9 protein-coding genes are annotated in these 12501 nt (G+C 68.6%); 2 read left to right on the top strand and 7 right to left on the bottom strand.

Annotated elements, in window-relative coordinates:
* Positions 1 to 4: 4 nt before the first annotated feature.
* The gene (locus tag CON77_RS02190; RefSeq protein WP_157826823.1) at positions 5 to 1987 is read left to right on the top strand and encodes a hypothetical protein; all 1983 of its coding nucleotides are present in this window, start codon (positions 5 to 7) and stop codon (positions 1985 to 1987) included.
* Between the two features lie 24 nt (positions 1988 to 2011).
* Here the strand turns inward: CON77_RS02190 and CON77_RS02185 are convergent, their stop codons facing one another.
* From CON77_RS02185 to dapC, 7 genes are all read right to left on the bottom strand, one after another.
* Positions 2012 to 3019: a D-2-hydroxyacid dehydrogenase family protein gene (locus CON77_RS02185; protein ID WP_101047387.1), complete on the bottom strand. Its 1008-nt coding sequence runs from the start codon at positions 3017 to 3019 to the stop codon at positions 2012 to 2014.
* A gap of 81 nt (positions 3020 to 3100) precedes the next feature.
* Positions 3101 to 5125, bottom strand: coding sequence for an ABC-F family ATP-binding cassette domain-containing protein (locus CON77_RS02180; protein ID WP_101047385.1), 2025 nt, complete (start codon positions 5123 to 5125; stop codon positions 3101 to 3103).
* Positions 5122 to 6054 carry a 50S ribosomal protein L3 N(5)-glutamine methyltransferase gene (prmB, locus tag CON77_RS02175; protein WP_101047383.1) on the bottom strand — a complete coding sequence of 311 codons (933 nt, stop codon included), beginning with the start codon at positions 6052 to 6054 and terminating at the stop codon, positions 5122 to 5124. The genes CON77_RS02180 and prmB overlap by 4 nt, the downstream gene beginning before the upstream one ends.
* The gene (gene dapE / locus CON77_RS02170; RefSeq protein ID WP_101047381.1) at positions 6051 to 7235 is read right to left on the bottom strand and encodes a succinyl-diaminopimelate desuccinylase; all 1185 of its coding nucleotides are present in this window, start codon (positions 7233 to 7235) and stop codon (positions 6051 to 6053) included. The genes prmB and dapE overlap by 4 nt, the downstream gene beginning before the upstream one ends.
* Positions 7236 to 7255: 20 nt before the next feature.
* The gene (locus CON77_RS02165) at positions 7256 to 8416 is read right to left on the bottom strand and encodes a PilT/PilU family type 4a pilus ATPase (protein ID WP_101047459.1); all 1161 of its coding nucleotides are present in this window, start codon (positions 8414 to 8416) and stop codon (positions 7256 to 7258) included.
* Positions 8417 to 8443: 27 nt separating this feature from the next.
* Positions 8444 to 9277 carry a 2,3,4,5-tetrahydropyridine-2,6-dicarboxylate N-succinyltransferase gene (gene dapD, locus CON77_RS02160; protein WP_101047379.1) on the bottom strand — a complete coding sequence of 278 codons (834 nt, stop codon included), beginning with the start codon at positions 9275 to 9277 and terminating at the stop codon, positions 8444 to 8446.
* Between the two features lie 26 nt (positions 9278 to 9303).
* Positions 9304 to 10539, bottom strand: coding sequence for a succinyldiaminopimelate transaminase (gene dapC / locus CON77_RS02155; RefSeq protein ID WP_101047377.1), 1236 nt, complete (start codon positions 10537 to 10539; stop codon positions 9304 to 9306).
* 146 nt (positions 10540 to 10685) lie between these two features.
* Here dapC and CON77_RS02150 point away from each other — a divergent pair.
* Positions 10686 to 12501, top strand: a 1816-nt coding sequence (locus tag CON77_RS02150; RefSeq protein ID WP_232788369.1) for a sensor histidine kinase, incomplete at its 3' end; no start/stop codon positions are given.

Raw genomic sequence — 12501 nt, 5'->3', positions numbered from 1 at the left:
CACGATGTTGAAGTTTGCGGTGGGTGGCGCACTGCTCGTGACCGTCACGCAAGGCTGGGCCTTGTCGCTGGGGGCGACCCAAGGCCAAGTGATTATCGGGCGACCGCTCGACATTCTGGTGCAAAGCAGCATCGACGCCTCGGAAGCCGCCGCCGGCCTGTGCCTGGAGGCCGAGGTGCTGTACGGCGATGTGCGTGTGCCCGCCAGCGCCGTGACCACCGCGATCCACCGCCTCGGCGCTGACGGCAGCGGTGCGCTGCGGGTCCAGGTGTCGCAAGCGGTGAGCGAGCCCATCGTCACGGTGCTGCTCAAAGCCGGTTGCCCCCCCACTTTCCGCCGCAGCTACGCCTTGTTGGCCGATGTCGAGCCCTCTGCGGTGGCCGCTGCGCCGCTGCCGGGGCCTGTGGCCCGTCCGGTCACTTCGGGAGGCTCGGGTGGGGTGGTGGGGGGCGCGCCCGTGCCGGTCCGGCCGCTGTCCTCCCGGCCTGCTGCGCTGCGTCCCGCGGGCCAGGCGCCGGCCACTGCCGCCGTGGCGGCGCCGGCCGCGTCGGGGGCCGCGGTATCCGACACGCCGGTCCGCCTCGCGGCACCCAGCCCCCGGCCGACCGGGGTTGCCAAGCTGCGTTCCAAAGCGCGCCCGCCCAACGTGGCCCAGCCGGTGCCGGTCGACGCTGGGCGCCCGCCAGCCCCCAGCCCCTTGCAATCCCCCAAACCGGTCGAGGCCGCAGGGCCGCGCTTGAAACTCGATCCGCTGGACCTGTCGTCGGCGGGGCCTGTGGCCCCGGCCCCATCGGCCGAGATCCCTCCGGTGGCGTCTGCGCCTGCGGAGGCCGGTGTCGCGCCCTCCACGGCACCGACCGAGGCGGCGACGGCACCCGCGGTGGCCAAAGAGCTGGAGGTGCTGCGCGCCGAACAGGAGCGCCTGCGCCTGGCCATGGAAACCATGAACGCCCAGCTGGCCCAGGCCGAGGCCGGCCGCTACCAGAACCCCGTGGTCTATGGTTTGGGCGCGGCGGTGCTGGCCCTGCTGGGGGGCGTGGCCGTGTTGTGGCGCCGCCGCCGCGGTGCGGCCGCCACCCCGGACGCTGGCCACAGCACGGTCTGGTGGGAGACCGGCATGCCAACCGACCCCGGGGAGGCCGTCCCACCGACCCCGGCGACAGCGTCCGCTGTGTCGACCGCGTGGCCGCATGCCGACGACGAGGTGGACGGCCTGGAGGTGCGCGAGGCGGGCGAGTCCTTGTTCCGGGAGGTGCCGGTGGCCCCCCTGGAGGCCGAAGCCCTGTTGGACCTGTGGCAGCGGGTGGATTTTTTCGAAACCCTCGGCCAGCACACCGAGGCCATGGCGGCGCTGCAAGCTTTCGTTTCCGAGCACTCGCGCGCTTCGGAGGCACCCTACCTGCGCTGGCTGGCCATCGCCAGGGCCAGCGGCCAGGCCGAAGCGCTGGCCACCGCCCAGGCTTTCTACGAACACCATTTCCAGCGCCTGGTTCCGTCCGGCCCTGCGGCCGCCGGCCTCGACAGCGATGCCGCCCTGGTGCAGGTGCTGATCCAGGCCTGGCCGGACGCTGCGGTACGCGACCGCCTACTGGCGGCCCTGGCCAGCCAGCCGGGCGATCCCGCATCGCCCCTGAGCGTGCGCAGCCTGGAGGCCTTCGACGATCTGCTGTCGTTGCTGGGCACCTGGGGTTTGCGCGACCACAGCGATGAGCTGCCAGCCCCGGCGGTGCAGCCCGTGTCGGCGCAGGCGCCCACCCCGGCATCCGGGCTCGCGGCCAGCGAAGCCGCTGCGCCATTGGCTTTCCCCGAATGGTTGTCGGTGGCCGATCTGCCTGGCGCCTCCGCCGGTCAGCCCCCCGCGCCTGCCGCAGCCGAATTGACCGCGCCGAAGGACGAACCCGCGCCCCTGGACTTCGATTTCTTCGAGTGGGAACCGGCCCCCCAACCGGGCGACGCCCCGGCACCAGCCAAGAAGCCCCAGGGCTGAAGCCCGTGAGGCCTGCGCCTGGCCTCAGCGCCGCATTTGCAGGGCCCCTGGGTTCACCAGATTGGTAGGGGTGCCCTTGATGTAGTTGACCACGTTGTCGAACGCGGCTGAGAAAAACTGCTCGTAGCTGTCCTGCTCGACAAAGCCGATGTGCGGCGTGCAGATGCAGTTTTCCAGCCGCAACAACGCGTGGCCTTGCAGAATGGGCTCGGACTCGAACACGTCGACCGCCGCCATGCCCGGCCGCCCGCGGTTGAGGGCGGCGACCAGGGCGTCGGGCTGCAGCAGCTCGGCGCGCGAGGTGTTGACCAGCAGCGCCGTGGGTTTCATCAGCGACAGATCGTCCAGTGAGACGCAGCCCTGGGTGGTTTCGCCCAGGCGCAGGTGCAGGCTCAGCACGTCGCAGGCGGCGAACAGGGCGGCTTTCGAGGCGGCCACGTCGAAGCCGTCGTGCATGGCCTGCTGGCGCGCCGATTCGCTGCCCCAGACCACCACGCGCATGCCAAAGGCCCGGCCGTAAGCGGCCACGAGCTTGCCGATGGCCCCGTAGCTCCAGATGCCCAGAGTTTTGCCGCGCAACACCATGCCCAGCCCGAAATTCGCCGGCATGGAGGCGGCCTTCAGCCCGGATTGTTGCCAGACACCGTGTTTCAGGTGTCCCACGTATTGGGGCACCCGGCGCATCGCGGCCATGATCAAGGCCCAGGTCAGCTCGGCCGGCGCCACCGGCGAGCCGACGCCGTCGGCCACGGCCACGCCGTGTTCGGTGCAGGCGTTCACGTCGATGTGCGCGCCGACCTTGCCGGTTTGTGCGATCAGCTTGAGTTTGGGCAGTTTTTCCAGCAGTTGCCGGGTGATGTGGGTGCGTTCGCGGATCAGCACCAGGATGTCGGCGTCGCGCAGGCGCACGGACAGCTGCCCCACGCCCTTGACGTTGTTGGTGAACACCTTGGCGGGGTAGGCCTCCAGTTTGGCCGCGCACGGCAGCTTGCGCACGGCGTCCTGGTAATCGTCGAGGATGACAATGTTCATGGGTGTTATTGTGCCGCCAGCCGGGCGCTGCCAGGCCCAGGAGCGCGCAGGGCCTGGCCGGGATTTACGATTGGGAACATCTCACGACGCGGTGACCTGGGCCTGTTCGATGGCTTCGATCTCGCTGGCCACCTCCAGCCAGGCTTCTTCGGCCTCGGCAATGCCGTCGTCCACCTGTTTCAGGCGTTTGCCGGCCTCGGCCAGTTGTGCCGGAGACAGGTTGCCCTGCAACTGCGCGTGCAGTGCGGTCTGTTCGGCCTGCAGCTGCGCGAGTTGCCGGTCCAGGGTGTCGCGGCGCTGCTTGAAGGGTTTGAGCTGCTCGGCCAGTTGCTGGCGGCGTTGCGCCTCCAGGCGGCGCTGTTCGGCCGGGTTGATCGCCGCGGCGGTCGCGTTGCCACGCGGGGCAGGGTCCAGCGGCACAGGGGCGCTGGCAGCGTTGGGCTGGCGTGGGGCGGAGGCACCGGCCTGGGCCGCCTCGCGCTTTTGCTTGGCCACGTCCAGCAGGTAGCGTTGGTAGTCGTCCAGGTCGCCGTCGAAGGGGGCGATGCCGCCGTGCGACACCAGCCAGAATTCGTCGCAGACCGAGCGCAGCAGGGCGCGGTCGTGGCTGACCAGCATCACCGTGCCTTCGAATTCGTTCAGCGCCATGGCCAGGGCCTCGCGCGTGGCCAGGTCCAGGTGGTTGGTCGGCTCGTCCAGCAGCAGCAGGTTGGGGCGCTGCCACACGATCATGCACAGCACCAGGCGCGCTTTTTCGCCGCCGCTCATGCTGCCCACGGCTTGCTGCACCATGTCGCCGCTGAACTGGAAGCTGCCCAGGAAGTTGCGCAGGTCCTGCTCGCGGGTGGACTGGCCGGTGAGCGTGCCGGCGGCCTCGGCTTCACGTGCCAGGCGGACCATGTGGGCCAGCGGCGAATCGTCGGGGCGCAGCACGTCCAGTTCCTGCTGGGCGAAGTAGCCGATGTTCAGGCCCTTGCCTTCGGTGCAGGTGCCGCCCAGCAGGGGCAGGGCGCGTGCCACGGTTTTGACAAAGGTGGACTTGCCCTGGCCGTTGGCGCCCAGAATGCCCAGGCGCTGCCCGGCCTGCACCGAGCGGGTCACGTTCTGGACGATGGTGGTTTCGGCCCCGCCTTCTGCGCGGTAGCCGAAGCGGGCGTCGCGCAGGTTGAGCATGGGGTTGGGCAGTTGCGCCGGTTCCTGGAATTCGAAGGTGAATTCGGCCTCGGCCAGCACCGGGGCGATCTTTTCCATGCGCTCCAGCGCCTTCACGCGGCTCTGCGCCTGCTTGGCCTTGGTGGCCTTGGCCTTGAAGCGGTCGATGAACTTCTGTAGGTGGGCGATTTTGTCCTGCTGGCGGGCAAACGCCGCCTGCTGCTGGCTCATCTGCTCGGCGCGCATGTCCTCGAAGCGGCTGTAGTTGCCGCCGTAGCGGGTGAGCTTGCCGTTTTCGATGTGCAACGTGACCTGGGTGATGGCGTCCAGAAACTCGCGGTCGTGGCTGATGACCAGCAGCGTGCCGGGGTAGCGTTTGAGCCAGCTTTCCAGCCACACCAGGGCGTCCAGGTCCAGGTGGTTGGTGGGTTCGTCCAGCATCAGCAGGTCGCTCGGGCACATCAGCGCGCGCGCCAGTTGCAGGCGCATGCGCCAGCCGCCGGAAAAGCTGTTGACCGGGCGATCGAGTTCGTTGACCTGGAAGCCCAGGCCCAGCAGCAGCGCCTGGGCGCGGGCCGGGGCGTCGTGGGCGCCGGCGTCGTGCAGGGCGGTGTAGGCGTGGGCCATGCGCTCGCCATCGCCGCTGGCTTCGGACGCTTGCACCTCGGTTTGGGCCGCCCGCAGCCGGGTGTCGCCGTCGATGACGAAGGCGGTGCAGGGCTGATCGGTTTCGGGCATTTCCTGCGCCACTTGGGCCAGTTGCCACTGGCGCGGCCAGGCGAAATCGCCGCCGTCTTCGTGCAGGTGGCCTTGAAGCAGCGCGAACAGGCTGGATTTGCCGGCGCCGTTGCGGCCCACCAGCGCGGCCTTTTCGCCGGGGTTGATGGTGGCGTTGGCCTGGTCCAGCACCACTTTGGTGCCGCGGCGCAGGGTGACGTTGCGCAGGGTGATCATGCTGCCAGCCCTTTCGTGGCTTGCCAGTCTTCCAGCGCCTCGCGGGTCAGCAGCAGCACCGGGCCTTCGCCCGAGGTGGTGTCGGGCCAGTAGGCCAGCAGGGTGGGGAAGGCACGCTCGAAGTGTTCGCGCTCGTTGCCAATTTCCAGCACCAGCACGGCGTGCTCGGTCATGTGGTCCAGCGCGTGGGCCAGCAGGTGGCGCACAAAGTCCATGCCGTCGCTGCTGCCTTGCAGGCCACCGTCCAGCGAAATCACCGGCTCGGCGCGGTACTCGGCGGGCAGGGCGTCCATGCCGGCACGGCTCACGTAGGGCGGGTTGCACAGGATCAGGTCGTAACGCCCGGGCAGGCTCGCCCAGCCGTCGGATTCGACCAGCTGGATGCGGTCTTGCAGGCCGTGTTTGTCCACGTTGATGCGGGCCACGGCCAGCGCGTCGGGCGAAATGTCGGCGGCGTCCACCGTCACCTCGGGCCAGGCCAGCGCCGCCAGCACCGCCAGGCTGCCGTTGCCGGTGCACAGGTCCAGCACGCGCTGGGTGTGCGTGCCCAGCCAACCGTCGATGCTCTCGGCCCCTTCGGCGTTGGCCACCAGCTCGGCGATGAAGCTGCGCGGCACGATGACGCGCTCGTCCACGTAAAACGGCACGCCTTGCAGCCAGGCTTCGCGCGTCAGGTAGGCGGCGGGCTGGCGGGTGGCGATGCGGCGCCCGATCAGCGCCAGCACGGCGGCTTGCTCGTCGGCGGACACCGGGCGGCCGGCCAGCTCGGACACATCGCTGTCCAGCGGCAGGCCCAGTTGCCACAAGGTCAGCCAGACGGCTTCGTCGTGGGCGTTGGTGGTGCCGTGGCCGTAGGCCAGGTGGGCGGCGTCCAGCTGGGCTTGGGCCTGGGCCAGCAGCCCGCCCAAGGTCGGCGTGGTGCCGCTCATGGGGTGACCTCGTCGTGCGCCGGCACCTGGGCCAGGTGTTCCAGCACGCGCCGGTAGATGTTTTTCAACGGATCCAGGTCGGCCACGGCCACGCACTCGTTCACTTTATGGATGGTGGCGTTGGGCGGGCCGAGTTCGATCACCTGCGGGCAGATTTGGGCGATGAAGCGGCCGTCGCTGGTGCCGCCGGTGGTGCTCAGTTCGGTCTCCAGTCCGGTTTCGGCGCGGATGGCGCTGCGCACCGCGTCCACCAGGGTGCCGGGGCGGGTGAGGAAGGGCAGACCGCCCACGGTCCAGGCCAGCTCGTAATCGGTACCGGCTTGCAGGCCGTGGCGGGCCAGCAGCTCGGCCACGCGCTGCTGCAGGCCTTCGGCGCTGCTTTCGGTGCTGAAGCGGAAGTTGAAGTCCACCACCACGCTGCCCGGGATGACGTTGCTGGCGCCGGTGCCGCCGTGGATGTTGCTGACCTGCCAGGTGGTGGCGGGGAAAAATTCATTCCCTGCGTCCCAGCGGGTTGCCACCAGTTCGGCCAGCGCCGGGGCCAGCAGGTGGATGGGGTTGCGCGCCAGGTGCGGGTATGCGATGTGGCCCTGCACGCCCTTCACAGTGAGCTTGCCACTCATGGTGCCGCGGCGACCGTTTTTGATCATGTCGCCGGTCCGTTGCACCGAGGTGGGTTCGCCCACGATGCAGAAGTCCAGCCGTTCGCCGCGCCGTTGCAGTTCGCGGCAGACCACCACGGTGCCGTCGTGGGCGGGGCCTTCTTCGTCGCTGGTCAGCAGAAAGGCGATGTTCAGGGGTGCTTTCGGGTGCTGAGCCACGAACTCCTCGCAGGCCACCACCATGGCCGCGAGCGAGGCTTTCATGTCGCTGGCGCCGCGGCCGTAGAGCAGGCCGTCGCGGTGGGTGGGGGTGAAGGGGTCGCTGGCCCACTGGTCGAGCGGGCCGGTGGGCACCACGTCGGTGTGGCCGGCGAACACCAGGGTGGGCGCGTCGGCCGCCACGGTGCGCTTGGCCCACAGGTTGGTCACGCGGAAGTCGGTGGGGCCGCTGGCCAGGGTGTCGCAGGCAAAGCCCAGCGGGGCCAGCCGTTCGGCCAGCAAATCCTGGCAGGCGGCGTCGTCGGGGGTGACGGAGGCGCGGGCGATCAGCGCCTCGGTCAGGCGCAGGGTGGCGTTCATGGCGGGGGCTCCGGGCGACGTCACGAACGGACGTCGATGGTGAAGTCGGAAAACGAGGGACCGGTGGGGGCGGTGGCTTCGGCCGCGGCGGCGGGTGTGTCGGCACCGCGGTTGTGCAGCGCGGCGTCGTTTTGCAGGCGCCACATCAGGTTGGTGGGCGAGTCGGCGTAGGACAGGCCCTCCTTGCGGTCCACCGTGCCGTCCAAAATCAGGCGGGCGATGTCGGCCTCGAAGGTCTGCGACTCTTCGGCCATGGACTTTTCCAGCGCTTCGCGCACGCCGAAGAAGTCGCCCTTTTCAATCAGCTCGCTGATCAGCCGGGAGTTGACCATCACCTCCACCGCGGGCACGCGGCCGCCGTCCACAGTGCGCATCAGGCGTTGCGAGACGATGGCCTTGAGCGCCGAGGCCAGGTCGTTGAGCATGGACGGACGCACTTCCACCGGGTAGAAGTTGAGGATGCGGTTGAGCGCCTGGTAGCTGTTGTTGGCGTGCATGGTGGCCAGCACCAGGTGGCCCGACTGCGAGTAGGCGATGGCCTGCGACATGGTTTCGCGGTCGCGGATTTCGCCGATCAGGATCACATCGGGCGCCTGACGCAGCGCGTTCTTGAGCGCGATGTGCAGCGATTCGGTGTCGGTGCCGACCTCGCGTTGGTTGACGATGCAGCGCTTGTTCTTGAACAGGTACTCCACCGGGTCCTCGATGGTGAGGATGTGGCCGCTGGTGTTCTCGTTGCGGTGGTCGAGCAGGGCCGCCAGCGTCGTGCTCTTGCCCGAGCCGGTGGCGCCCACCACCAGCATCAGCCCGCGCTTGGCCATGATCATCTGGGCCAGCACCGGCGGGATGTTGAGCGAGGCGATGGTGGGGATGTCGGTGGTGATGTAGCGGATCACCACCGCGCAGCTGCCGCGCTGCTTCATGGCACTGACGCGAAAGCGCCCCACGCCAGCCAGCGGCACCGCGATGTTGAGTTCGCTGGTGGCGTGGAATTCCGCCATGTGGGCCTCGGAGACGATTTCGGCCAGCAGCTGCAGCGGGCCTTCGGCCGGCAGGGGCTGGGTATTGACGGGGGCGCAGACGCCGTTGATCTTGATCTGGATCGGCGAGTTGGCCGACAGGTAGACGTCCGACGCCTTTTTCTCGCCCATCAGGCGCAGCAGTTTTTCCATCATGCCCATGCTCATCCCCCGTCGGTGGTGGCCCGGTCAGTCGCGCAGCAGGTCGTTGATGCTGGTCTTGGAACGGGTCTGCGCGTCCACCTTCTTGACGATGATGGCGGCGTACATGCTGTAGGGTTGGCCGTTGGCGGCGACCTTGGGCAGGTTGCCGCTGACGACCACCGAACCTGCCGGCACCCGACCGTAGGAGATTTCGCCGGTGGCGCGGTCGAAGATCGGGGTGCTTTGGCCGATGTACACGCCCATGCCCAGCACGGCGTTTTCTTCCACGATCACGCCCTCAACCACCTCGGAACGGGCTCCGATGAAACAGTTGTCTTCGATGATGGTGGGGTTGGCTTGCAGCGGTTCCAGCACGCCGCCCAGGCCCACGCCACCGCTCAGGTGCACGTTCTTGCCCACTTGTGCGCAGGAGCCCACGGTGGCCCAGGTGTCGACCATGGTGCCTTCGCCCACGTAGGCGCCGATGTTGACGTAAGACGGCATCAGGATGGCGCCCTTGGCCACGAAGCTGCCACGGCGGGCCACGGCCGGCGGCACCACGCGCACGCCGGTGGCGGCCATTTCCTGCGGGCTCAGGTGGGCGAATTTGGTTTGCACCTTGTCGTAGAAGGCCAGGTCGCCGGCCTGCATGATTTCGTTGTCCTTCAGGCGGAAGCTCAGCAGCACCGCCTTCTTGATCCACTGGTGCACCGTCCACTGGCCCACACCTTCCTGGGTGGCCACGCGCAGCTTGCCCACGTTCAGGTCGGCGATCACGGCTTCCACGGCGTCCTGCACTTCTTGCGGTGCGGTGGCGGGGCTGATCTGGGTGCGGTTGTCCCAGGCGTTGTCGATGATTTGTTGGAGTTGTTGGGTCATGTCGTGATCCGATCGGGGGTGAAAAATCAAGGGGTGCGCACGAAGGCGGCGATGCGGTGCGCGGCTTCCACGCATTCCGCGGTTTCGGCCACCAGGGCCATGCGCACGCGCTGCGCACCGGGGTTGTGGCCCTGGGCTTCGCGCGCCAGGTAACTGCCCGGCAAAACCGTCACATTGTATTGAGCCAGCAAGGCCCGGGCAAAGTCGGTGTCACTGCCGCCCGCCTGGCCGCCAAAGCGCTCGGGCACTTCGGCCCAGAGGTAGAAGCCGGCGTCGGGCAGGGCCACGTTCATCACCTCGGCCAGGATGGGGGTGACTTCGGCGAACTTGGCGCGGTACTGGGCGCGGTTGTCCACCACGTGCTGCTCGTCCAGCCAGGCCGCGGCGCTGGCGGTCTGCACCGTGGTGCTCATGGCGCTGCCGTGGTAGGTGCGGTAGAGCAGGAAGGCCTTGAGCAAAGCGGCGTCGCCGGCCACAAAGCCGCTGCGCAGGCCGGGCACGTTGCTGCGCTTGGACAGGCTGGTCAACGCGATCAGGTTCTTGAAGTCGCGGCGGCCCAGCTTCGCAGCGGCCTCCAGGCCGCCCAGCGGGGCTTCGTCGCGGAAGTAGATCTCGCTGTAGCACTCGTCGCTGGCGATGACGAAGCCGTACTTGTCGCTCAGCTCGAACAGCATGGCCCATTCGTCCAGCGGCATCACCGCGCCGGTGGGGTTGCCGGGCGAGCAGGTGTAGAGCAGCTGGGTGCGCTGCCACACCTCGGCGGGCACGCTGGCCCAGTCCACCGCGAAGTTGCGTGCCGGGTCGCTCGGGGCGAACCAGGGCTGGGCCCCGGCCAGGTAGGCCGCGCCTTCGTAGATTTGGTAGAAGGGGTTGGGGCACACCACCACCGGTTCCACGCCCTGGGCGAAGGCGCGCGGGTCCACCACCACCTGGGCCAGGGCGAACAGCGCCTCGCGCGAGCCGTTGACGGGCAGGATCTGCGTCGCCGGGTCCAGCGCCAGGCCGTAGCGGCGCTGCATCCAGGTGGCGCAGGCTTGCTTCAGTTCGGGTGTGCCGCCGGTGGCGGGGTAGGTGGCCAGGCCGCCGTCGGTACTTTGCACCGCTTCGCACAGACGGTCCTTCAAAAAGGCCGGAGTGGGGTGTTTCGGCTCGCCGATACCCAGGCTGATGGGGCGGTGGTCCGGGTGGGGCGTGACACCGGCGAACAACTGGCGCAGGCGTTCAAAGGGGTAGGGTTGCAGGCGGGTCAGCAGCGGATTCATCCGGGTGATGTTAGCTGCAAGCGGCAGGCTTGTTGCCGCTGTGGCCGGAATGTCATGCGCCCAATGGTCCGCACATCCTGTATTTTGAGGAAAACAAGCTTGAATATGTTTTAATCTGCCGATAATTTGGTAAAAATTGCATATAAATGAAAAATACAGGGGATTTTTCAGTGCGCGTGCCCGATGTGGTGCGGCTGCCGTGGCCGCGCATCGTGGTGCTGCTGGGGCTGGTGCTGGCGGCGTTGGTGGTCTGGCTGGGTGAGTTGGCGCGGACGCGCGACCGCCTGCAGTTCCTCGAAGCGGCGCACCTTCATGCCGACAGCGTGGCCCAACTGCTCTGGACCCAGGTGCAAGGGGCGGAACGCGTCCTGGTCACCGAGTTGGAGCTGGTGGACAGCCTGTTGCTGGAACCCGTCCGCCAGGAAGCCGCCACCGCGCACGAAGGCGCGGGGGTCTTGCCGGCCTGGTCGTTTTTGAGCACCCAGTTGCGCCAGATGCGGGCGAGCACCCCCCACTTGCGGTCTTTGTCGGTGGTGAATCGGGCCGGTGACGTGTTGGCCAGTTCGCACCCGAGCAACGTGGGCATGCGCCTGGTCTGGGCCGAACTGGGCTTGTCCACAGAAACTGGGCGGCCGTTGCAACTGGGTCGCTTGCAGTGGTGGTCAGACTGGCATTTCCAGCGGGTGGCGGGTGCCACGCCCGAACGGCAGCCGTCCCTCCTGCTGCGGCGCGAGGTCTTGCCCGTGGGGGGCGATCCCCTGTTTTTGCTGGCCCTGGTCGCCCCAGACTATCTGGGCGCCATCGGCGACAGCTGGTTGCCCCGCACGGAAGGGTATGTCTGGATCGCTGACGCCGCGGGCACGGTGCTGTCCAGCGGCGCACATGCGCCGGTGGTGGCTGGTCAGGTCCTGAACGGGCCTTTTCTGCCGTCAGCCCAGCCCGGGGAGGGCGCAGGCGGGGTGCGACGGACTCGTGGCGCGGTGGGCGACGGGGCGGCGTTCGTGCACCACCTAACGTCGCCCGAGGCCAACTGGGTGGTTGGGGTGGCCATGCACGAGTCCACCTTGCTGCAACGCTGGGCATCCCGTCAGGCCGGGGCCCGCTGGTGGGCCGCGGGTTTGGCCGGCCTGATCACCGCCACCGCCGCGTTGATGGCCCACACCCTGCACCGCTACCGGCAGTCGGACGCACACCTGAAGGCGAGCCGCGAGGCCTTGCAGGCGTCGAACGACGCCCGGAACGCCTTTGTGGCCAATATCAGCCACGAGATCCGCACCCCCATCGGCGTGATCCTGGGCATGACCGAATTGGCCCTGGACAGCGCCCCCGGACCGGAGGTGCAGCAGCACCTGCAGGCGGTGCGCCAGGCCAGTTTGCGTTTGAGGCAATTGCTGGACCGGGTGCTGGACTACGCCAAGCTCCAGGCCGGCGTTTTTCCCTTGGCACAGGCCGCGTTTGCTTTGCGCTCGTGGTGCCGCGAGCAGGAGGCGGCTTGGGCCCCACCAGCCCAGGCGCGGGGGGTGGACCTGGTCTGGCGGGTGGACCCCGACGTGCCCGAACGCGTGCGGGGCGATGCGGACCGGTTGCGCCAGATCGTCGACACCCTGCTGGACAATGCCCTGCGTTTCACCCCCTCCGGTGGGCGGGTCGAGGTGGCGGTCGAACGCCTGTCGTTCCACCAGGGTGTGTACCGCTTGGGCCTGTCCGTGACGGACACCGGGCCGGGCATGACGCCGGCGTTGGCCCGGGCGGTGTTCGAAGGTTTTGTGCAGGCCGACGGGAGCACCACCCGCACCCACAGCGGGGTGGGCTTGAGCCTGGCCCTGGCCCGGCAACTGGCCCGGCGCATGGGTGGGGATGTGCAACTGCAACCCCACCCTGGACCCGGGGCCTGCTTGCGGGTGACCTGTGATCTGGCCGAGGCCGACGAGGCAGACCCTGCCGCCGCGACCGCCGCGACCG

It is taken from the genome of Macromonas nakdongensis (assembly GCF_002837145.1).
Classification (GTDB): Bacteria; Pseudomonadota; Gammaproteobacteria; order Burkholderiales; family Burkholderiaceae_C; genus Macromonas_B; species Macromonas_B nakdongensis.
Note: the sequence above shows the minus strand (reverse complement) of the source record. Positions and strands in the feature narration are given on the sequence as shown.